Origin of the sequence: Pseudoalteromonas sp. JC3, assembly GCF_030291895.1 — a bacterium.
Taxonomy (GTDB): domain Bacteria; phylum Pseudomonadota; class Gammaproteobacteria; order Enterobacterales; family Alteromonadaceae; genus Pseudoalteromonas.
In genome coordinates, this window is the sequence record NZ_CP127855.1 from 414,681 (window position 1) to 436,289 (window position 21,609).

A 21,609-nucleotide genomic window follows, 5' to 3' on the forward strand; every position below is an offset into this window, starting at 1 on the left:
GAGAGACTTATTAGACCACTTTGGTTACGGAGGAGGGGGAGATTAGCAGGGAGTAAATGAATCAGGCCTTATTGTTTTACTGACGATTACTCGGATTCATTAAACTTATTTTCTATCAGTCCGCCAATGGCGTCTAGTGCATACTGAGCATCAGGACCTTCACAAACCACTCGGACTTCTTTCCCTTGGCTGCTTTCAAGTAACAACAGCGCTAGTACGCTGTCAGCAGCAGCACTTTTGTCTCCTTGATATAAGGTCACGTCGGCATCAAATTGGGTTGCTAATTGCGCAAGAACCGTCGCTGCTCGAGCGTGCAGGCCGAGTTTGTTTTGGATTAAAAACGTATCTTCTAACATTTAACCCTCTTGCTCTCGGTGACGAATTTTGACGTTGGGATGGGTTTTAGCAAAACGTTCACCAATGGTTTGCGCTAAGTATACCGAGCGATGTTGCCCACCTGTACATCCTATTGCGATCGTTAGATAACTGCGATTGTTACGCTCTAAGTGTGGTAACCAAGTTTGTACGAAGGTTTGGATCTGCCAAGTAAACTTTTGCACGATGCTGTGACTCGACAAATAGTCTTTAACTGGCTGATCTAAGCCAGTTAGCGGCTTAAGCTCAGGCTCCCAATGTGGGTTGGGTAAAAAGCGCGCATCAAAAACGTAATCCGCTTGTTTTGGGATGCCGTGTTTAAAGCCGAAAGATTCAAAGGTAATAATGAGTTGTTTGTCTTTTTTACCTAAGATTTTTTCGCGGATATCTTCTGCAAGTTGATGAACGCTCAGGCCTGTAGTATCAATGAGAAAATCGGCGCGAGTGATCAGCACGTCTAACAATTCCCGTTCTTTCTTTATCGCAACATCTAATGGAAGATTATGCAGTGAAAGAGGGTGCAAACGTCGTGTTTCTGAGAAGCGCTTTATCAGGGTTTGATCGTCACTGTCTAAATAAAACAGGGTAGGTTTGGCAAAGCCTGGTAAGTATTCAAGAATGTCATTAAACTCGTCCTGTTCTTTAGGTAAGTTTCTAACATCAATACTGACTGCAATTTTATTATAATTGTCCGAAACACTGCGGACTAAAGACGGCAGCAAATTGACTGGAATGTTATCCACACAATAGTAGCCTAAGTCTTCCAATACTCGAAGCGCTACAGATTTACCAGAGCCTGAGCGGCCACTGATAATGATAAGCTCGAGTCCTTTTTCTTCATCACTCATCAAGTTCACCTTGGATCACTGCATATAACTCATCATCACTTTTTGCTTGCCTAAGCATTTTGCAAAAAGACTTGTCTTTGAGTGTATCAGCAATCGCCGCTAAGGTCTTCAGGTGTTGTTGATTATCACCTTCAGGTACGATGAACGCGACAAAAATATCGACAGGCTGCTTATCTATGGCTTCAAACTGGATCCCTTGCTCGCTGACAAGCACCATTGCAAGGATTTTATCCAAACCTTCAAGTCGACCATGGGGAATGGCAATGCCTTTACCGATCCCTGTGCTGCCTAATTTCTCTCGCGCCATTAAGGCGTCCAAGATAGCATGCTGACTGGTATTTGGAATTTGGCTATGAGCCAGTTCGCTGATGTATTCTAAAATACGTTTTTTGCTATTAAAAAGGACCGCAGCTTTACTGCAGTCCTTGTTCACTAATTCACTTAATTTCATCTTAGTGTCGAGTGAGCTTCTCTTTGTGTTTAATAACTTGACGATCTAGCTTGTCGATAAGGCCATCAATTGCGGCATACATATCTTGATGCTCTGTTGATGCAAATAGCTCGCCGCCGTTTACGTGTAATGTTGCTTCTGCTTTTTGTACTAGTTTCTCGACATCAAGGATCACATGCACATTATTGATATGATCAAAGTGCCTTTCTAGCTTCGCAAACTTGTTGGTGACATAGTCTCTTAATGAGTCAGTAATTTCTACATGGCGACCAGTTAGATTTAGTTGCATAAGCATTTTTCCTTCTTGGGTTTTACGTCTTATATCAAGCTTTTACGCTGATTTGACGGTGGAATGGCTAGGGATTCACGATATTTTGCAATCGTACGTCTCGCTACCTTAATTCCTTGCTCAGCTAAGATATCTGCAATTTTGCTGTCACTCAATGGCTTCGCGGTATTCTCTGCAGCTATCAGCTTTTTGATAAGTGCTCTAATTGCTGTAGAAGAGCACTCACCTCCATTTTCCGTACTTACATGGCTAGAGAAGAAATACTTCAGCTCAAATATTCCCCGAGGTGTATGCATGTATTTTTGTGTTGTCACACGGGAAATTGTGGACTCATGCATCTCAACCATTTCAGCAACATCATTTAGCACCATAGGGCGCATTGCTTCGGGGCCATGTTCAAAGAATGCCTGTTGTTGTTGCACAATGCAATTGGTAACTTTTAATAAAGTATCATTTCGGCTTTCTAAGCTTTTAATAAACCACTTTGCTTCTTGTAAATGTGAGCGAATAAACTGACTATCCGTACTGGATTTCGCCGTTCTAGACATCGCAGCGTAATGGTCATTTACTCTTATTTTAGGCATAGCATCAGGATTTAGCTCTACGACCCAACGACCTTTTACTTTTTTCACCGATACGTCAGGGATCACATATTCAGGCTCTTCATGAATAATGCTTGCCGCAGGCTTTGGGTTAAGGCTATGTATTAACGTCATGACCTCTTTGAGATCGGCTTCTTTAAGGCGCGTTTTCTTAGCCAAAGTTCGATAGTCACGGCTGGCAAGCAAGTCGATATGCTCTGTCAGGATCATTTTTGTTTCGGCAATCCATGGGGTATCTGGGGCGAATTGGTTGAGCTGAATGCATAAGCATTCTTGTAAACTACGCGCTGCGATACCGACAGGGTCAAAAAGCTGAATGCGTTTGAGTACGGCTTCGACTTCATCTAGCTCAATAGGCTCTTCGCTATTCTCGTCATTAATGCTTTCTAAAATGTCTTCGCAAGACAGTGTTAGAATGCCTGACAGGTCGACCGCTTCAATAATCGCAATCGCAATAGCTCTATCTGTTGGACTAAATGGTGTCAGTTCGAGTTGCCACATGAGATAATCGTGGAGAGATTCAGAGGTTTCCCCTTGATAAACATTATCGTCATCGGGAAGTGGACCTGAGCTTGCAGCAGGCGCTGCACTCATATACTCGTCCCAAGTGACATCCATGGCAAGGTCATCGCTCACAGTGTCTTTGCTCATGGCGGTATCTGAGTCTATCTCATAGTCACTAACCTGCGTTTCATCGGCTGAATCTTGATTGTCGTCAGCACGGCTCTTTTCTTGGCTGTGTTGGTCAGCGTTTTCGCCGTCAGTATTATCACCTTCTTCCACTTCCAACAATGGATTGCTGTCTAATGCTTCTTGTATTTCTTGTTGCAGATCCAATGTACTAAGCTGCAGCAAGCGAATGGCTTGTTGCAGTTGCGGAGTCATTGTAAGTTGCTGCCCCATGCGCAGCTGTAATGATTGCCTCATGTATCTCTAACAATCCTTTTTAACAGTTATTAATACTACGTCTTAACTATAGCTTGAATTGTTCGCCTAGGTAGACATCTCTTACGGTTTGATCTGCCAAAACATGTTCTGGCGTGCCTGCAGCGATTAACTCACCATGTGAAACGATGTAGGCCTTTTCACATACGTCCAGTGTTTCTCTAACGTTATGATCGGTGATAAGCACACCGATACCACGGTTTTTTAGGTGCTCTATGATTGTCTTTATATCTAACACCGAAATAGGATCAACACCAGCAAAAGGTTCATCTAACAGGATAAACTTAGGGTTTGCGGCTAAAGCGCGAGCAATTTCGACTCGTCTTCTTTCGCCTCCCGACAATGCCATGCCCTGTGAGTCGCGAATGTGTTGAATATTAAACTCATCCAGTAACTCGTTTAGTTCAGCTTCTCTTTCAACTTTAGATAAGTCTTTTCGAGTTTCTAAAATCGCCATCAAATTTTGATAGACCGTGAGTTTTCTAAAGATTGAAGACTCTTGCGGTAGATAGCCAATACCAAGTCGTGCACGGCTGTGCATCGGTAACAAAGTGATATCTTCGTCATCAATCTGAATATAGCCTTTGTCGCTTGGTACTAACCCTACAATCATGTAGAACGTAGTGGTTTTACCTGCACCATTTGGTCCTAATAAGCCTACAATACTGCCAGCCTGAACACTTAAACCAACATTTTTGACGACCTGACGACCTTTATAACTCTTTGCTAGACCAGTTGCTTTGAGCTCGCTCATTAATTGTTACCTTCTTCCTGCGCTTTTTTCTCTTTAGCGTCTTTTTTGTCATCAACAGGAACAAGGATGGTTCTTACTCGAGAGTCTTCTTGGTCTGAGCGCTCAGCGCTGATCAATTGCTTTTCAATGTCATAGGTGATGACTTGAGCATTGATTTTTTGCCCAGTTTGATTGATTTCAGCATCACCAGAAATCACTAGGGTTCCCTTCGCTACGTCGTAACGGATTTCATTTGCTTTGGCTTCTAGCAAGTTGCCATCGGGTTGACGTTCGCTAAAAGTGGCAGGGCTGCCAGTTGCCACAAGCAGTTGCTTGTTAATGCCAAGTTCCGCGCGACGGTGGACCTCTAGGCGATCGGCATTTATCTTTCTGTTGCCATGAATAATAACAACATTCTGTTCAAAAATACCGATGTTGCTTTGCAGTTGAGCTTGCTGACGGCCAGCATCAATAATGACTTCATTTTGTTCTGCAGCAATTGCTAGAGTAGAACTTGCAAGCAAGCCGATGAAAACTAGTTTGTTAATGATTTTACTGGTCATAATAAATTGTCTTTGTGTGGTTGATGAGTTCGATCACTTGCTTTTGTAGATCCGCATGCAGTCCTTTACCTGTGATCCTAAGACTAGGACCGTTGATAACGACAGGGTGTTCCGACTTCATCAATTTTTGCTTAATTTCAACTCTTACATTATCGGCATTGATATCCGTGATCATGGCGTTAGGCGTTAAATTCTTTGCCAACACATTGCCCTCTAATATCAAGGTGTTGTTTTCGTATAGGGTTGCTTCTAATGCGCTTATTTGCCAATTCTGTTCACCGTTATATAAGGTGAAAATGGGCTTTTCAAAGTGACTAAAGCCAAGATCTTGATACAACTCCATCTTATCAGCAGTTACCTGATAGTTTAATAAGCCATTTTCACTATAGGTCGTTTGCTGAAGCGTGGTTGCAACATAATCGGGTTTAGCTAACGGTTCATCTTCTTTTGCTGGATCCGCCTCTGATGGATTAAACATGGGCGACCACATCCATACCATTAAAGAAGCGAAAACAATGAGTAAGATGACACGCAATACGGTCATGTACTTGATCCTTTGGAAGTCAATAAGTGATTTTGGCTGAGCATTAGAAGATCAGTTAGTTCTCTCACGGCACCAAAGCCACCTGGCATCAAGGTCGTGTAATGGGCGATATGTTTAACAAGAGGATGTGCATCATTGACGGCAACGGCAAAACCAACTCGTTCCATTACGGGTAGATCTGGGCCATCATCACCAATATATGCAATTTCGTCATCATTAAGATTGAGCTTAGTCTTCAGTTCATCATATGCCACTAACTTGTTTTCTTGACCTTGGTAAATATAAGTTACATTTAAACTAGTCATGCGTTGCTGAACTATTTGTGAATGTCTACCTGTGATAACGGCGACTTCGATACCACTATCAATCAAGGCCTTAATACCAAACCCGTCTTTGGTATTAAATGCTTTCAGTTCTTCACCATTGTTACCAAGGTATATACGGCCATCTGAGAATACGCCATCAATATCGCAAATTAATAATTTGATTTGTTTTGCTTTTTCCCAAGCTTCAGTTGAAATCGTCTGATATAAATCTTCAAATTGCATTACAGCACCCCCGCTCTAAGTAAATCTTGCGTATTCAAGGCGCCAACCGGAATGTTGTTTTCGTTCACCACAATCAAGCCGTTAATCCGTTTGGTTTCCATAATATTGAGTACCTCAGCTGCGAGCATATCGGCGCGTGCCGTCGTACTTTTAGCCGTCATCACTTGCGTGATTGGGGTGGTGTGAATATCGACCTTTTGTTCGATAATACGGCGCAAGTCACCATCGGTAAAAATACCTTGCAATTGCGAGCTTTCATCTACGATTGCCGTCATACCTAAACTTTTTGCGGACATTTCAAATAAAGCTTCTTTGACTGTGCAGTGACTATTGACCATAGGGATTGCATCCCCTTGATGCATGACATCAGCAACGGTTAGCAGTAGACGTCTTCCCAAACTACCACCAGGGTGGGAAAGTGCAAAATCATCAGCCGTAAAGCCTCTGGCTTCAAGTAGCGCAACCGCGAGCGCATCACCCATCACTAGCGTAGCTGTGGTGCTTGCCGTGGGTGCAAGTCCTAATGGACAGGCTTCTTTTGATACTTTAACACAAAGGTGAACCGTCGCATTACGAGCCATCGTAGAGCTTGGGTTGCCTGTCATGGAAATAACGGGGGCCCCTAAGCGCTTAATTACAGGTAGGATTGAGATCACCTCTTGGGTTTCCCCTGAGTTGGAGATCATCAGTACCACATCATCTTTGGTGATCATACCTAAGTCGCCGTGACTTGCTTCACCTGGATGAACAAAAAATGCGGGGCTGCCAGTACTTGCGAGTGTCGCTGCGATTTTGTTACCGATGTGGCCGGACTTACCCATGCCAATCACGATGATGCGACCTTGACAGCCAAACATAATTTCACAGGCTTTTACAAATTGCTGATCAACAAACTGTTGCACTTCTTCTATTGCTGCAAGTTCGGTAGCAAAAACTTGATTTGCAGAATCAATAAATGGGTTCGTTGTCACAAGGCTTCCTTAAATGATGTAGTAAATATAACCGACGAAGCTTGCGACAAGTATGCCACCTTCCAAGCGGTTGATGCGGCGCTGACCTGTTAAGCTGAGGCTCATTAGGATAAGCAGCAGTGTCGCGCCAAGCATAATAAATATATCACGTGACGCAATATTGGCGTCGAGGACGGATGGGTTAATGATCCCAGCAATGGATAGCACGGCCAATATATTAAAGATGTTCGAACCAATAATATTGCCAAGCGCTAGATCGTCCTCCTTCTTTAGTACACCAGCAACACAAGCAGCAAGCTCGGGTAAACTAGTACCAACGGCGATAATGGTTAATCCTATTAGCAGGTCACTCATGCCAAAATATTTGGCGATATCAACCGCAGCGCCAACGAGATAGTCCGCGCTAATAGGCAGTAAAATCATACCCACGATTAACCAGAAAACAGCTTTTTGAGTTGGAATATTATTTGGCACTTCTTCACAGGCTTCACTGACAAATGGGTCATCATTATCTCCACCACCACGCTTGGTGATAATGATAAGTGCAAGAAGAAAAGCGGCGAAACCGACTAATAACAAAACACCTTCTACGAAACTAAAGTGGTTATCACTAACGATATACCAAGCTGCCAATGAAACGACGACTAACAGCGGCATTTCGCGGCGCAAAATACCAGAGCCAACGGAGAGTGGCCTTAATAACGCGGTGAGACCCAAAACGAGTAAGATATTGGCGATGTTAGAACCTATGGCATTGCCCACGGCGGTGTCTGTTTTATCTGCAAGAGCGGCTTGCGCAGCAACCATCATTTCTGGTGCTGAAGAACCCATGGCCACGATAGTTAAACCAACAATTAATGTTGGTACACCAAAGTTTCGTGCAAGAGCGGCCGCACCAAAAACAAAGCGGTCAGCACTCCAAACCAGTGCAATAAAGCCAAGAATGAGAATAACAAACGATAAAACCATGAACCTCTAGCCAATAGGATTAAAATTTCGATAGATACTACCAAAAGCGCTCTGGAAAGTATAAGCAAACCGTTACATTTCACTACTTACAAAATTTTACCAAAACGATTTTCCATCTTGTTTGAAAAAAAAGTATCATACTTGGATGAATATAGTCTGGATCTGGAGAGCGACTTGTCGCAGTCAATTGTAGAAATCAAGGATGTAACCTTCTCTCGGGGTGAAAGGATCATCTACAAAAACATGAGCTTTTCCGTACCAAAAGGCAAAATTACCGCAATAATGGGGCCGAGCGGCATTGGTAAAACCACCATGCTGCGTTTAATCGGTGGTCAGCTTAAGCCTGATAGCGGTGATATTCTTTTTGCTGGAAACAGTATCCCTAACATGTCACGAGCAGCTTTGTATCAAGCTCGAACGCGCATGAGTATGTTATTTCAAAGCGGTGCTTTGTTTACCGATATGAGCGTGTTTGACAATGTGGCATTTCCTCTACGCGAGCATACCGAGTTATCTGAAGAACTAATCCGTTTAGTGGTGCTAATGAAGCTTCAAGCGGTTGGTCTTCGTGGTGCAAAAGATTTAATGCCGGCAGAGCTCTCTGGCGGTATGGCAAGACGTGCGGCTTTAGCGCGTTCTATCGCACTTGATCCTGAATTAATTATGTACGATGAACCGTTTGCAGGTCAGGACCCAATCTCCATGGGTGTTCTAGTTCGCTTGATTAAGTCGCTTAATGAAGTGTTGGGATTATCGTCGCTGATAGTTACCCATGATGTCACCGAAGTACTGAGCATTGCTGACCACGTCGTTATTATTGCTGAACAAGGTGTGATTGGTACGGGAACCCCTGAACAGATGCTTGAACACGAATCGCCATTAGTGCAGCAGTTCTTACAAGGCCTTGCGGATGGTCCTGTGCCATTCCACTTTAAAGCGCCAGATTATCAGCAAGCGCTGTTGCAAGGAGAGTGAGTATGGTCGACTTTTTACAAAAACTAGGCCACAAAACCCTCAGCCGTTTTGCCGCACTTGGCCGTGCCACAACAATGCTTTTTGGGGCGCTATGTAGCTTACCTAATTTCCGAAAAGGCACGCCGCTGTTGATAAAGCAACTTTACATGGTTGGTCATCAATCATTGTTGATTATCATGGTGTCTGGTTTATTTATCGGCATGGTATTGGCATTACAAGGCTATACCGTGTTAGTTGGGTATGGCGCTGAAGATAGCCTTGGACCTTTGGTTGCTTTGAGTTTACTTAGAGAGCTGGGCCCTGTGGTAACCGCACTCTTATTTGCAGGACGTGCAGGCAGTGCGTTAACTGCAGAAATCGGTTTGATGAAGGCAACGGAGCAATTATCTAGTTTAGAAATGATGGCGATAGACCCGCTTAAGCGCGTGGTTGCCCCTCGTTTTTGGGCCGGTTTTATTAGTATGCCGTTACTCGCACTGATATTCTCTGCGATCGCTATTTTAGGCGCACACTTGGTGGGTGTTGATTGGTTAGGCGTAGATTCAGGTAGCTTCTGGTCAATTATGCAATCGCAAGTGTCGTTTCAACAAGACATCTTAAATGGTCTTATTAAGAGTTTCGTATTTGCACTATTAGTAACTTGGATCGCGCTATACAAAGGCTATGACTGTATTCCTACTTCAGAAGGAATAAGTAAAGCGACGACAGAGACGGTAGTACATTCTTCACTGGCTGTACTTGGCTTTGACTTTGTATTAACAGCGGTTATGTTCTCAAGTTAAAAGGTTTTAAAAATGAATACACGGAAAATAGAAATTTTAGTTGGGTTGTTCGTGGCATTGGGCATTGCTGCATTTGTTATGTTGGCGCTAAAGGTGGCTAACTCAGGCTTAAGCGGCAACGGTGAAACTTACACTTTGCATGCTAAGTTCGAAAATATAGGTTCGTTGAAAACTCGTGCCCCAATTAAGGTGGGTGGGGTTGTGATTGGCCGTGTTGATGGAATTCACATCCATCCACAAGAGTTCGTGCCAGTAGTTTCAATGAGTTTAGATAAAAACTACGAGTGTCAGTTTTCCGATACGTCGTCGGTTTCGATTTTGACGTCGGGCATTTTAGGTGAGCAGTATTTAGGTATTTCTCCGGTTATTGCTGCTGAATCTGCGAAGCAAAAATGTCTTGGTCAGGAAGTAACGAGTGAAGATAGCGTTGATCTTGAGTCTCTTTTTGGTGTGGAAACAAAAGCGCTAAAAGACGGTGACATGATCACAGATACAAAATCGGCACTGGTATTAGAAGAGCTAATTGGTCAGTTCCTATTTAATCAAGGGAGCGAGTAAATATGTTAAAAAACATCTATGCAAAATGTCTGACTTTGTTTGTAGCATTGATGGCTACCGCATTGGTTCAGGCGAAAGAAGTGGACTCAAGCGATCCTTATAAAATGGTAGAGCAAGTTGCGGCGCAAACTTTTCAGCGTGTTACGAAAGAGCAAAACATCATTGAAAAAGACAAAGAACACTTACGCGTTATCGTAGAAGAAGAGCTCTTGCCTTACATTGATTACAAATATGCTGCGTATCGTGTATTAGGTTCTTATATTCAAAAGGTTCGCAACATTGAAAGTAAAGAGGAGAAAGCCGCGGCTGTCGAGCATATTAGAGAGTTTATTGAGGTATTCAAAAATTACCTGGTAGCGACTTATGCTGGTGTATTTACTCAATATAAAGACCAAAAGGTAGAGTTTGGTGAGCATCGCCCATTTGAGAATGAAGGTGTGGTGGTTGTTAAGACCAAAATTGTAGAGCCTGGTAAGCCTGATATCAAAATTGATTTCAAAGTTAGACGCGGTCAAGACGGTGACTGGCGTGCTTTTGACATGATGGCGGAAGGCATTAGTTTACTAGATGCCAAACAATCGGAGCTACATGGTATTTTGCGTCAGCAAGGTATTGAGCATGTGATCCAACTGTTAGATAAGAAGAGCAAGCTTCCGGTGCAATTTAGAGGGGATGATGGTGACGCCTAATATTTCATTCACCGAAAGTAAAGGTGAAATCGTGTTAACTGGTGAGCTTACGAGAGCGAGTTTACCAAGCGCACTGAAACAGTCGACCATCGTTCAAGTGTTGAAAAATGCACAATCAACCGTCTATTTTAACCTTTCTGAGGTGACAAGGGTTGACACCGCGGGCTTAGCTTGGTTAATTCACTCTTTAGGTCAATTGAAACAGCGCGACATTCGTCTCGAGCTGAAAAATACGCCTGAGCAACTGCAAAATTTAATGGAGTTGGGACAGGTGACAACCCTATTTGAGTGAGTCTAATGGAAACAAATCAAGTCGAAACTTTATTGAGAGATACACTATCGCTTGACGAGATCATCGTCAAAGCTAATGGTAGTCACTACGAAGTCATTGCTGTTGGAACGTGTTTTGACGGATTAAGAAGGCTGAAAAGAGAACAGCTGATCTACGGCCCACTGATGGATACTATTAAAGACGGCACTATGCATGCTGTTAGTATTCGTGCATTCACACCTGATGAATGGCAAAAAGAGCGCAAATTTATTCTTCCACAATAACGGAGTGCCGCAATGGATCAGTTTGTTATCCAAGGTGGCACCACTTTAGCCGGTGAAGTCACTATTTCAGGGGCTAAAAACGCAGCCCTACCTATTTTATTCGCCGCTCTGCTCGGCGATGGTAAAAGCCGTTTTTCTAATGTACCGCACTTACGCGATATAGGTACCACTGAAGCCTTATTAAAAACACTGGGCGCTGAAGTTGAGTGGGACGGCGATATCTTAGAAATCAACGGAGCAACGGTAAATAGCGTGCTTGCACCTTATGAACTCGTTAAGCAGATGCGTGCGTCGGTACTCGCGTTAGGCCCATTAGTCGCAAGATTCGGTCAAGCGCAAGTTTCCCTACCGGGAGGCTGTGCGATTGGTGCTCGTCCAGTCGATCTGCATATTTCAGGCCTTGAGAAGATGGGCGCCAAGATCAAAGTTGAAAATGGTTATATCCATGCGGTAACCGAAGGTCGTCTTCGGGGCGCTGAGATCTTTATGGAAACCGTCAGCGTTGGTGCTACTGAAAACTTACTGATGGCTGCAACCCTCGCCGATGGTAAAACTGTGATAGATAATGCTGCGCGAGAGCCAGAGATTATTAACTTAGCTGAATGCTTAGTTGCCATGGGCGCCAAGATCAGCGGTGCAGGTTCGAGCCGAATTGAGATAGAAGGCGTTGAGCGTCTTAATGGTTGTGAGCATAAAATCCTTCCTGATCGCATCGAAACAGGGACCTTTTTGGTTGCTGCGGCAATGGCAAAAGGCGAAGTACTATGTAAAAACACGGATTATCATAGCCTTGAACCTGTGCTTGAAAAGCTACGCGCCGCCAATGCGATTGTGGAGGTAAGTGAAGACAGTATTTATGTGGATATGCGTCAACGCGCTTTGAAAGCCGTTAATATCAAAACTATGCCACATCCTGGTTTTCCAACAGACATGCAAGCTCAGTTTACCGCATTAAATGTGGTGGCTGAAGGGAGCGCGACAATCACAGAGACTATCTTTGAAAACCGTTTTATGCACGTGCCAGAGCTACAGCGTATGGGCGCGAATATTCGTTTAGAAGGCAACACTGCAATTTGTGGTGAGACTGAGTCGCTATCTGGTGCACAGGTAATGGCAACCGATTTACGTGCATCTGCGAGTCTTATCCTAACGGGTATTGTTGCAACAGGCGAAACCATAGTCGATCGCATCTATCACGTTGATAGGGGTTATCAGAAGATAGAAGATAAGCTAAGTCGTTTAGGTGCAAATATAAAACGCCGTAAAACCTGAGCATAATTAAGCAAATTGGTATAAAAGCGAAAAGCGTCTTCCGGGACGCTTTTTGCTTAACCTTTTTGCCTAATATAACCCTGTTTCGAGTTCAGCGACTTCCACAGTAATGGTGAGGCGCTGACCACCTCTGAGTACTTCAAACTCGAGTTTAGTGCCAGGCGCGGTATTGCCTATCGTCTTCAGTGTACTTTGCGGATTAGTTACAGGCTCTCCACCTACTTTAACCACAATATCATGCTCTTTCATGCCAGCTTGCCATGCGGGACCTAGCGGGTCTAATTCGCTCACAGCAAGGCCGACAATTGGTGTGTAGAGATCCGTTACACTTTTACCTGTATTATCAACTGGCGTGCCTCTAAAGCCGAGATAGCCCCGGATCACTCTGCCATCCATAATAAGTTTATGCATCACGTCCAGTGCAAGATCATAAGGGATCGCAAAAGAGATACCTTGGATATCAATATTCAAACGTGTGCGAAATTGTGCAGAGGTAATGCCAACTAGTGCACCATTAGAATTGACAACGGCACCACCTGAGTTACCAACATTAATCGCGGCATCCATTTGCAGCAAATTATTGAATTGGCTTTCCGTGAGTGTCTGTTTGCCTGTTGCACTGATAATGCCTTGCGTAATGGTTTGTCCAATGTTCAACGGATTACCAATTGCGAGCACCACATCCCCAACACGTGGTGAGTAGTCGTGATCGATAGGAATGACAGGCAAATTCTCGGCTGGAATTTTTAATAAAGCTAAATCGGTGATGGTGTCATAGCCTATCAGTTGCGTATCGCTATACTGGCGGCCATCAGGAAGAAGCACAATGATTTGGTCGGCATTGTTCACCACATGATAGTTTGTCAGTATGTAGCCATCTCGGCTCATGATTACGCCAGAGCCAAGTTCTCTAACCGTGCTTTGGCGCTGATATCTTGGCTGATTGCTAAAGCCCTCGGAAAAAATCGTCACGACCGCTGGAGCTGTTTTTTCTACAGCATCAGCAAAACTCATATGATGGGCCTGAATATGTGGGGCCTCAAGTTTTGGCAAGTTATCCCTTAGCTCAGGATTAAACCAAATGATGATAAAAGCGATCCCAAGTCCGGCAAGCAGCGGTGGAAAAATGAATTTAATTAATTTGAACACAAGAGCTTATATTTATCGTTATCTAATACTGCTAATAATGACACAAAAAAAAACACAGCGACAAGTTTCGCTGTGTTTCATTTTTAATATTTGTCGATTTCGTTACTGAATGAGGTAGAAAACCGTCTCGCGATCGCGTTTAATCCCTAGTACGATATTGCCTTTAATACCATTAATTAGTTTAGACATATCTTTAACACTAGTGACACGTTGACGATTCACTTGCATGATCACATCGCCTTCTTCAAGGCCAACACGTGCAGCTGGTGAGCGAGGTTCTACTGAGGTAATGACGACACCTTCATTGCCATTGCGCTCGCCACTCTCTAGTACCGCGCCTCGTAGGTTTGGATGTACATCCTCTGCATTCGCTTGTTCTTCTTGCTTACCACCAAGCTCTACGTCGATAAACTTGGTTTTGCCATCACGGTAGACACCAAGTCGTACCTCACGACCTTCACCCATCGTAGCCACTTTACCGTGGAGTTCATTAAAGCTTTCAATGTCGTCGCCGTTGAGGCTGACAATGACATCATTGGCTTTCAGACCCGCTTTGTCCGCTGCTGAATCTTCCACCACGCGCATGACATAAGCACCGCGCTTGACATCAAAGCCTTGTGCTTTAGCAAGACCAGCATCTAAAGTACGACCCAAAATACCCAATGAACCGCGACGAACTTCTCCGTACTCAACAATTTGATCCACTAGGTTTTTCATCATGTTTGATGGAATAGCAAAGCCGATCCCGACATTACCGCCAGACGCGCCTAAAATAGCAGTGTTAATACCAATGAGTTCGCCGTTTAAGTTAACTAGCGCACCACCTGAGTTACCTTGGTTGATTGCCGCATCTGTTTGGATAAAGTCTTCATAGCCTTCGATATTTAAGCCGCTACGGCCTAGTGCACTGATTATTCCTGAGGTGACGGTATGACTTAATCCAAATGGGTTACCAATAGCAACGGAAAAATCACCTACTCTCAACTTGTCTGAATTAGCGAGTTTGATTTCTGTTAGGTCTTCCCCGTCGATTTGTAGTAATGCGATATCGGATTCGGCGTCGCTACCGATTAATTTAGCTTCAAACTCTCTGCCATCCTTTAAGGTGACAAGCATTTCGTCTGCATCATCAATAACGTGATTGTTTGTAACGACATAACCTTTATCTGCATCGATGATGACACCTGAGCCGAGGCCGCTAAAAGGGCGCTTTTGGCTACGAGGCTGTGGTTGTCCAAAGAAAAAGTCGAAAGGGTCGACACGGCGACGCACTTCTTTAGCACCTTTTACTTGGATACTAACAACGCCCGGGGCGACCTTTTCTAGCATAGGTGCTAGCGTTGGTAATTGCTGGCCGTCTACGGCAACAGGAAGTTTGGCCATGCTTTGCTGCGGTAACAGCAATAAGCTAGAAGAAAGTAAAGCGGCCGATAACAAAGATAGTTTAAATTTCATAGTCGTGAAGTACTCCGCTATTAGCGTTAATATAAGTCATAAGAGGCTGATAATTAGCCTCTTATTAGGGCCTGTTGACCTTTGCTGTTTGATTTTTGTTCCCCTGAGGGCAGCGCTTGATTGGCATTTCTACTGTGTTATCGCCTGACTTACATAGAAAAACTATGCTACACAGGCTCTGCCTTGTATAAATACCAATCAAACTGCTGCAAAAGCAAACTCGAAAGATCAATAGGCCCTAGAATCAATAACTTCTTTTAAAGACTATGGGGTCAACAAAAAGTTTCATCAAGAGGCTTTAATTTGCTCACTTTCTTTTTTTTGACCAGAAAATAACCCAGTTTCACCTTCGGCATAGTCACTAGGTGGAGCCTCAAAACTTGGATCTTGTTTACGTCTTCTCTCTGGGCGTGCTTGAAGAGAAGCTTGTAGTTGTTCTGTGGTTTCTTTCGAGAAAAAAGGATCCGCAGGATGAGATGGACGATCCTGTGTCAGTAGTTGGTTGGTTTCTTCCACATGGGTAAGCAGCTGTTGATAACTATCCTGCATTTTATTTACTAGTTTTTTGGTGCTAGCAAGATGATCTGATACGTCTTGACGATATTGCTCAAGGTCGTGTTTAGCTTGTTGTGCTTGCACTTCCAGTTCGTCATGTTTGAACTGCTTTTTCGTTACAAAGCCACCTAAAAAGAATGCAGCAATGGCAACAATGATCAGTAATCCAAGCCAAGTAACGGTAGTCATAGGTTTCTCCCTGTGTGCCTCAACGGCAAATAAAATTAAAACTCTGTTAGAGTTAAATATACGCTGTGAATACAGTCGTGTTAATATAACCTACAAACAAATCGTAAAAAAATATTTAAGTCGATGACGCCTTGGGAAAAATATCAGCAAGATCTACAACGTGATGATTTTCAATATGACAGCGCGCAAGAAAATGCCGTAAAGCATTTACAGCGATTGTATGACGACCTTATCAATCAGCCCCCAGTCAAACAAAACTTTCTCTCGCGCTTGTTTAGTAAAGCTGAGCCGTCAAAAGTGAAAGGGTTGTACTTTTGGGGAGGAGTAGGGCGCGGTAAAACTTATCTGGTTGATACCTTTTACGATGCGTTGCCGACGGAGCGCAAAATGCGGGTGCATTTTCACCGCTTTATGCATCGTGTTCACGCAGAACTGAAAAAGCTTAATGAAGTGAAAAATCCTCTGGAAAGCATCGCTGATACGTTCAAATCTGAAACTGACATTATCTGCTTCGATGAATTTTTCGTTCAAGACATCACTGATGCCATGTTACTGGGTGGATTAATGCAGGCGCTGTTTGCGCGCGGTATCGTGTTAGTGGCCACATCGAATATTGTGCCAGACGATTTGTATAAAAATGGCTTGCAGCGCGCGCGATTCTTACCCGCCATTGAATTGGTAAAAGCCAATACTGAGGTCGTTAATGTGGACTCGGGTATTGACTATCGCTTACGCACGTTGGAACAAGCGGAAATTTTTCACAGCCCACTTGATAAACAAGCGGATGAAAACTTATTCGACTACTTTAACAAACTCTCTCCGGAGCCGGGTAAAGCCGAACAGGCGATTGAGATTGAAGGTCGGATGATCCAAACCCGAATAGTGTCTGATTGTATTGTTATGTTTGATTTCCCAGCGCTATGTGAAACCGCTCGCTCGCAAGTGGATTACATGGAGATCAGTCGCTTATATAACACAGTGATTCTATCTAATGTGAAGCAAATGGGTCAGCAAAACGATGATGCGGCAAGGCGTTTTATTGCGCTTGTCGATGAGTTTTATGAGCGTAATGTAACGCTTATCATCTCGGCTGCAGCGCCGATTACTGAACTTTATACCGAAGGTACATTGAATTTTGAGTTCAAACGCTGCATTAGCCGCTTGCAAGAAATGCAATCCCATGAATATTTAGCAAAAGAGCATTTAGCCTAACGGCAATTACTTTTTTGTTAAGAGGACTTGTTCGGTGTGGGTGTTTGTAAACATCTTATTTGAACGAGTCCTTGTCACGCACACGTCGTCATTTCGTTGGATTTTTTGCCTTTTCTATTTTTTTCGAAATTCTTCAGATTTTCTTGTAGAAAAAAGCACCAAGCGCTGGTTTTCACCCAGAAGGCTTGCTATAATCCGCGGCCTGCCACGTTGCGTTCTATTGCCCTCGTCGGCTTAGCCACTGACTTGAGCGGCATAAAAGTCTTAAACTCGAAGGGGTTAAAGCAAATACAAGTAGAGCGGTAGTCCAAGGACTGCCTGTGGTTTTAAAATTGAAAACTTTGGATTTTTATAATGAAAACGTTTGTTGCTAAACCAGAAACTGTAAAACGTGACTGGTACGTAGTTGACGCTGAAGGTAAAACTTTAGGTCGCATCGCTACTGAAATCGCTCGTCGCCTTCGCGGTAAGCACAAAGCTGAGTATACTCCACACGTTGACACTGGTGACTACATCATCGTAATCAACGCTGAGAAAGTTACTGTAACTGGTAACAAAACTCAGGACAAAATGTACTATGCTCACTCTGGTTACCCAGGTGGCCTTAAGTCTATCAACTTTGAGAAACTTCAAGCTAAAAAGCCTGAAATGATCATCGAGAAAGCGGTTAAAGGCATGTTACCTCGCGGTCCTCTAGGTCGTGAAATGTTCCGTAAACTTAAAGTTTACGCTGGTAACGAGCACAACCACGCTGCGCAGCAGCCTCAGGTTCTAGACATTTAAGGAGCACTATCATGGCAAATCAATACTACGGTACAGGTCGTCGTAAAAGTTCAAGTGCTCGCGTATTCCTACGCCCAGGCACTGGCAACATCGTAATCAATAAGCGCTCTTTAGAAGAGTTCTTCGGTCGTGAAACTTCTCGCATGGTTGTTCGTCAGCCTTTAGAGCTAGTTGAAATGACAGAAAAGTTTGACCTATACATCACTGTTGCAGGTGGTGGTACAACTGGTCAAGCGGGTGCTATCCGTCACGGTATCACACGTGCACTAATGGAGTTTGACGAGTCTCTACGTCCAGCTCTACGTAAAGCTGGCTTTGTTACTCGCGATGCTCGTAAAGTTGAGCGTAAGAAAGTTGGTCTTAAGAAAGCACGTAAGAAGACACAGTTCTCTAAGCGTTAATTTATTACGTTTCAAGAATTCAAAAACCCAGCTTATGCTGGGTTTTTTGTTTTTAGCATCTCCTATGTGCACATCAATCTCTCGTATTTACGAGGTATCTAATTCGTTTTGTCCTACTTATTTGCTCAAAAATATCGCGTCGAGTTAAAAAAGTTCAATAAATATAATAATTAGTGCAATTCGAGCGGTAACTTGGCGGTTTTTTTTGCTACAATTGGCGAAGCAAGTAGAAAGGCCTGAGATCCAGTCACGCGATTTGGTGCGTATCCTTAGTCGGGGGGTTGATCTTAGTCAGTATATTGTTGTGTCAGATGCGATATCATAAATACTCGGTTTCATGCTCGAAGTAATCATAGATGATTTTCTGCGGGTTTATTCGGGCATGGATCTGGAATAACCTTGTTTTAATCAAGGTATTTATTTATGATCGCGTCTATTTTGTAATTTCTTAAATTAACCTGCTGTAACTGATGTTCTCAATATAGCAAGTGTTGGGAATCAAGTGGAGATAAGTGGATGAGCAATGCGCCTGTAGACAACAGCCGACGTCGCTTTTTAACTATCGCTACCTCTGTTGTAGGTGGCGTTGGTGCGGTTGGAGCTGCTGTTCCTTTTATTGCGTCCTGGAATCCAAGTGAGCGAGCTAAATCTGCAGGTGCGCCTGTAGAAGTAGATATCAGCAAACTTGAGTCTGGACAACTTATTCGTGTTGAGTGGCGAGGCAAACCAGTTTGGATTGTTAATCGTACACCAAAAATGCTAGAACAAATGAAGCAACACGAAGACCAACTTCGTGATCCTAACTCTGAAGAGCCACAGCAGTTGGCATCTGCGCAGAACGGTTTCCGTTCTAAGCGACCTGAGCTTTTCGTCGCGGTTGGGATTTGTACTCACTTAGGATGTTCACCATCTTTCCTTAACGGAAGCTTTGGTGAAAAAGTAGAAGGCACTGATAGTGGTTTCTTCTGTCCTTGTCACGGTTCGAAGTTTGATATGGCGGGGCGCGTATTCCAAAACGTACCTGCACCACTAAACTTAGAGATCCCTCCGTATACCTTTATTGACGACACTACCATTTTGGTAGGTGAAGAAGAAGGGGTTGCATAATGTCTGTTAATGTAGATAAAGCAGCAAATACGGGCGTTGTGGGCAAAGTTGTTGATTGGATCGATGCTCGTATTCCGATGACTCGCGTCTGGAATATGCACATTGCTCAATACCCAGCGCCAAAAAACTTTAACTTCTGGTACTTGTTTGGTTCACTCGCCATTCTAGTACTGGTAAACCAGATTGTAACGGGTATCTGGCTAACTATGAACTTTGTACCTTCTGCTGAAGGTGCATTTGCATCCGTAGAATACATCATGCGTGATGTTGAATACGGTTGGTTATTACGATACCTACACTCTACCGGCGCATCCGCATTCTTTATCGTGGTCTATCTTCACATGTTCCGCGGTATGATCTACGGTTCTTATCAAAAGCCACGTGAACTACTGTGGTTGTTCGGTATGTTTATCTTCCTAGCACTAATGGCTGAAGCCTTCATGGGTTACTTATTACCATGGGGTCAGATGTCTTTCTGGGGTGCTCAGGTAATCATTTCATTATTCGGTGCAATCCCGGTAATTGGTGATGACTTAACACTTTGGATCCGTGGTGACTACGTTATTTCTGGTGCAACGCTTAACCGTTTCTTTGCACTACACGTTATTGCACTACCATTAGTACTGGTTATCTTAGTATTCCTTCACATTGTTGCACTGCACGAAGTAGGCTCAAACAACCCTGACGGTGTTGAGATCAAGCGCAAGAAAGGCTCTGTAGCTGAGGAAGACAAACCTAAATTTAAATTCCATGAATACTACACTGATAAAAAAGATATTGTGGATGCAATTCCATTCCACCCTTACTACACAGTAAAAGATGTCTTAGGTGTTGCTGGCTTCTTAATTTTCTTCTGCGCAATTGTATTCTTTGCACCAGAAATGAACGGTTTCTTCCTTGAAGCGCCAAACTTTGAAGCTGCAAACCCGCTGAAAACGCCAGAGCACATTTTCCCAGTTTGGTATTTTACGCCATTCTACGCAATCCTTCGTGCTATCCCTGACAAGCTAATTGGTGTACTAGCAATGGGCGCTTCAATCGTAGCATTGGCACTACTGCCTTGGATTGACCGTGGTTCGGTTCGTTCAATTCGCTACCGTTGTGGTTTCCATAAGTTGAACATTGCTCAGTTTGTTGTCACATTCGTTATCCTTGGTTGGATTGGTGCAACACCGCAAACTGACTTTAAAACGCTATTGTCGCAAATCACGACAGTAACTTATTTTATGTTCTTCGTGTTGCTATTCTTCTACAGTAAAAACGAGAAGACGAAGCCACTACCAACGAGGTTGACGAAATGATGAAAAAGCTAGTAATCGGTTTATTCGCATTGTTGCCAACGTTATCGATGGCAGCGGGCCCATCAGTGCCTTTGATGGAAGCAAATAATGACTTAACTGATAAAGCATCTTTACAGCGCGGCGCTAAGTTATTTATGAACTACTGCCTTGGCTGTCACCAAATGCAATATCAGCGTTATGAGCGTACTTTCCGTGACATCGGTATTCCAACTGAAATTGGTCAAGAAACGCTTATTTTCGATGGTTCAAAAGTAGGTAGCCATATTAAAAACTCTATGGCTAAAGATGATGCTGCAAAATGGTTTGGTGCTGCGCCACCGGACTTAACACTTATCTCTCGTGTTAAGTCTCCGGACTACATCTATACTTACTTGAAGTCATTCTATAAAGATGAGTCTCGCCCATTTGGTGTGAACAACGTTGTTTTCCCATTGGTCGGTATGCCTCACGTACTACAAGAGTTACAAGGCTTGCCAACACCGATCACTGAAGAAGTGGAAGAACACGGTCACACAGTGACTAAAGTTGTCGGCACTGAAACAGATGGTACCGGTGAGATGAGTGTTGATGAATATGACCAAGCAGCACGTGACCTTACAAACTTTTTAGCTTATGTAGGTGAGCCTTCTCGCCTAGAGTCAGAAGCTATTGGTATTAAGGTTATTGGTTTCTTAGTTATCTTCTTCATCCTGGCATTCTTCTTGAAGAAAGAATACTGGAGAGATGTTCATTAATTTGAATATTCAAAGGTGATTTTTGCAATAGGGGCGTTCGCCCCTTTTGCTGTT

At 43.5% G+C, this 21,609-nt stretch carries 27 protein-coding genes; 13 read left to right on the top strand and 14 right to left on the bottom strand.

Going from position 1 to position 21,609, the window contains the following annotated elements:
• Nucleotides 1–86 precede the first annotated feature (86 nt).
• Genes QSH61_RS01720 through QSH61_RS01770 form a run of 11 tightly spaced genes read right to left on the bottom strand, consistent with a single transcriptional unit; the run spans nt 87 to nt 7,838 of the window.
• Nucleotides 87–356 (bottom strand): HPr family phosphocarrier protein, encoded by a 270-nt coding sequence (locus QSH61_RS01720; protein ID WP_206473428.1) that lies wholly within the window; start codon nt 354–356, stop codon nt 87–89.
• On the bottom strand, nt 357–1,223 hold the full coding sequence (gene rapZ, locus QSH61_RS01725) for an RNase adapter RapZ (RefSeq protein WP_010605937.1): 867 nt from the start codon (nt 1,221–1,223) through the stop codon (nt 357–359).
• Nucleotides 1,216–1,674: a PTS IIA-like nitrogen regulatory protein PtsN gene (ptsN, locus tag QSH61_RS01730; RefSeq protein WP_010605936.1), complete on the bottom strand. Its 459-nt coding sequence runs from the start codon at nt 1,672–1,674 to the stop codon at nt 1,216–1,218. The genes rapZ and ptsN overlap by 8 nt, the downstream gene beginning before the upstream one ends.
• Nucleotide 1,675: 1 nt before the next feature.
• Nucleotides 1,676–1,963: a ribosome hibernation promoting factor gene (gene hpf, locus QSH61_RS01735; RefSeq protein WP_010376661.1), complete on the bottom strand. Its 288-nt coding sequence runs from the start codon at nt 1,961–1,963 to the stop codon at nt 1,676–1,678.
• Between the two features lie 29 nt (nt 1,964–1,992).
• Nucleotides 1,993–3,492: an RNA polymerase factor sigma-54 gene (locus tag QSH61_RS01740; RefSeq protein WP_102055981.1), complete on the bottom strand. Its 1,500-nt coding sequence runs from the start codon at nt 3,490–3,492 to the stop codon at nt 1,993–1,995.
• A gap of 46 nt (nt 3,493–3,538) precedes the next feature.
• Complete coding sequence (gene lptB, locus QSH61_RS01745) at nt 3,539–4,264, bottom strand: LPS export ABC transporter ATP-binding protein (protein ID WP_010605934.1); 726 nt, start codon at nt 4,262–4,264, stop codon at nt 3,539–3,541.
• Complete coding sequence (gene lptA, locus QSH61_RS01750; RefSeq protein WP_010605933.1) at nt 4,264–4,806, bottom strand: lipopolysaccharide transport periplasmic protein LptA; 543 nt, start codon at nt 4,804–4,806, stop codon at nt 4,264–4,266. The genes lptB and lptA overlap by 1 nt, the downstream gene beginning before the upstream one ends.
• Nucleotides 4,796–5,350 (bottom strand): LPS export ABC transporter periplasmic protein LptC, encoded by a 555-nt coding sequence (gene lptC, locus QSH61_RS01755; RefSeq protein WP_010605932.1) that lies wholly within the window; start codon nt 5,348–5,350, stop codon nt 4,796–4,798. Before lptC ends, lptA begins: the two co-directional genes overlap by 11 nt.
• Nucleotides 5,347–5,898, bottom strand: coding sequence for a 3-deoxy-manno-octulosonate-8-phosphatase KdsC (kdsC, locus tag QSH61_RS01760; RefSeq protein ID WP_010605931.1), 552 nt, complete (start codon nt 5,896–5,898; stop codon nt 5,347–5,349). Before kdsC ends, lptC begins: the two co-directional genes overlap by 4 nt.
• A complete protein-coding gene (locus QSH61_RS01765) occupies nt 5,898–6,869 on the bottom strand; it encodes a KpsF/GutQ family sugar-phosphate isomerase (RefSeq protein ID WP_010605930.1) in 972 nt (323 codons plus the stop codon). Before QSH61_RS01765 ends, kdsC begins: the two co-directional genes overlap by 1 nt.
• Nucleotides 6,870–6,878: 9 nt before the next feature.
• The gene (locus tag QSH61_RS01770) at nt 6,879–7,838 is read right to left on the bottom strand and encodes a calcium/sodium antiporter (protein WP_010605929.1); all 960 of its coding nucleotides are present in this window, start codon (nt 7,836–7,838) and stop codon (nt 6,879–6,881) included.
• Nucleotides 7,839–8,012: 174 nt separating this feature from the next.
• Between QSH61_RS01770 and QSH61_RS01775 the strand changes: the two genes are divergently transcribed.
• From QSH61_RS01775 to murA, 7 genes are read left to right on the top strand one after another with little or no spacing between them, the layout of a single operon-like run.
• Nucleotides 8,013–8,813: an ATP-binding cassette domain-containing protein gene (locus tag QSH61_RS01775; RefSeq protein ID WP_010376674.1), complete on the top strand. Its 801-nt coding sequence runs from the start codon at nt 8,013–8,015 to the stop codon at nt 8,811–8,813.
• 2 nt (nt 8,814–8,815) lie between these two features.
• A complete protein-coding gene (mlaE, locus tag QSH61_RS01780) occupies nt 8,816–9,595 on the top strand; it encodes a lipid asymmetry maintenance ABC transporter permease subunit MlaE (RefSeq protein WP_010376675.1) in 780 nt (259 codons plus the stop codon).
• Nucleotides 9,596–9,607: 12 nt separating this feature from the next.
• Nucleotides 9,608–10,153, top strand: a complete 546-nt coding sequence (mlaD, locus tag QSH61_RS01785) for an outer membrane lipid asymmetry maintenance protein MlaD (RefSeq protein ID WP_010376676.1) — start codon at nt 9,608–9,610, stop codon at nt 10,151–10,153.
• A 2-nt stretch (nt 10,154–10,155) separates the two neighbouring features.
• Nucleotides 10,156–10,842: an MlaC/ttg2D family ABC transporter substrate-binding protein gene (locus QSH61_RS01790; protein WP_206473430.1), complete on the top strand. Its 687-nt coding sequence runs from the start codon at nt 10,156–10,158 to the stop codon at nt 10,840–10,842.
• Nucleotides 10,829–11,134 carry an STAS domain-containing protein gene (locus tag QSH61_RS01795; protein ID WP_010376680.1) on the top strand — a complete coding sequence of 102 codons (306 nt, stop codon included), beginning with the start codon at nt 10,829–10,831 and terminating at the stop codon, nt 11,132–11,134. Before QSH61_RS01790 ends, QSH61_RS01795 begins: the two co-directional genes overlap by 14 nt.
• A gap of 5 nt (nt 11,135–11,139) precedes the next feature.
• The gene (locus QSH61_RS01800; RefSeq protein WP_010605927.1) at nt 11,140–11,397 is read left to right on the top strand and encodes a BolA family protein; all 258 of its coding nucleotides are present in this window, start codon (nt 11,140–11,142) and stop codon (nt 11,395–11,397) included.
• A 12-nt stretch (nt 11,398–11,409) separates the two neighbouring features.
• Nucleotides 11,410–12,669, top strand: coding sequence for a UDP-N-acetylglucosamine 1-carboxyvinyltransferase (murA, locus tag QSH61_RS01805; RefSeq protein WP_017219046.1), 1,260 nt, complete (start codon nt 11,410–11,412; stop codon nt 12,667–12,669).
• Nucleotides 12,670–12,738: 69 nt separating this feature from the next.
• Here the strand turns inward: murA and QSH61_RS01810 are convergent, their stop codons facing one another.
• From QSH61_RS01810 to QSH61_RS01820, 3 genes are all read right to left on the bottom strand, one after another.
• Entirely contained in the window at nt 12,739–13,818 is a 1,080-nt protein-coding gene (locus tag QSH61_RS01810; protein ID WP_206473432.1) for a trypsin-like peptidase domain-containing protein, read from the bottom strand.
• Between the two features lie 102 nt (nt 13,819–13,920).
• Nucleotides 13,921–15,273: a DegQ family serine endoprotease gene (locus QSH61_RS01815; RefSeq protein ID WP_010376687.1), complete on the bottom strand. Its 1,353-nt coding sequence runs from the start codon at nt 15,271–15,273 to the stop codon at nt 13,921–13,923.
• Nucleotides 15,274–15,561: 288 nt separating this feature from the next.
• Nucleotides 15,562–16,017: a Z-ring associated ZapG family protein gene (locus QSH61_RS01820; RefSeq protein ID WP_010376689.1), complete on the bottom strand. Its 456-nt coding sequence runs from the start codon at nt 16,015–16,017 to the stop codon at nt 15,562–15,564.
• Nucleotides 16,018–16,140: 123 nt separating this feature from the next.
• On the opposite strand from QSH61_RS01820, the gene zapE reads away from it, so the two are divergent.
• The 6 genes from zapE (at nt 16,141) to QSH61_RS01850 (ending at nt 21,555) form a co-directional block, all read left to right on the top strand.
• Complete coding sequence (gene zapE, locus QSH61_RS01825) at nt 16,141–17,229, top strand: cell division protein ZapE (RefSeq protein ID WP_206473435.1); 1,089 nt, start codon at nt 16,141–16,143, stop codon at nt 17,227–17,229.
• 354 nt (nt 17,230–17,583) lie between these two features.
• Nucleotides 17,584–18,012: a 50S ribosomal protein L13 gene (gene rplM / locus QSH61_RS01830; protein ID WP_010376694.1), complete on the top strand. Its 429-nt coding sequence runs from the start codon at nt 17,584–17,586 to the stop codon at nt 18,010–18,012.
• Between the two features lie 8 nt (nt 18,013–18,020).
• Complete coding sequence (gene rpsI / locus QSH61_RS01835) at nt 18,021–18,413, top strand: 30S ribosomal protein S9 (RefSeq protein WP_161796706.1); 393 nt, start codon at nt 18,021–18,023, stop codon at nt 18,411–18,413.
• A 516-nt stretch (nt 18,414–18,929) separates the two neighbouring features.
• Complete coding sequence (gene petA / locus QSH61_RS01840; RefSeq protein ID WP_010376697.1) at nt 18,930–19,520, top strand: ubiquinol-cytochrome c reductase iron-sulfur subunit; 591 nt, start codon at nt 18,930–18,932, stop codon at nt 19,518–19,520.
• Nucleotides 19,520–20,821, top strand: a complete 1,302-nt coding sequence (locus QSH61_RS01845; protein WP_017219050.1) for a cytochrome b — start codon at nt 19,520–19,522, stop codon at nt 20,819–20,821. Before petA ends, QSH61_RS01845 begins: the two co-directional genes overlap by 1 nt.
• Nucleotides 20,818–21,555: a cytochrome c1 gene (locus QSH61_RS01850; protein ID WP_029215832.1), complete on the top strand. Its 738-nt coding sequence runs from the start codon at nt 20,818–20,820 to the stop codon at nt 21,553–21,555. Before QSH61_RS01845 ends, QSH61_RS01850 begins: the two co-directional genes overlap by 4 nt.
• Nucleotides 21,556–21,609 lie beyond the last annotated feature (54 nt).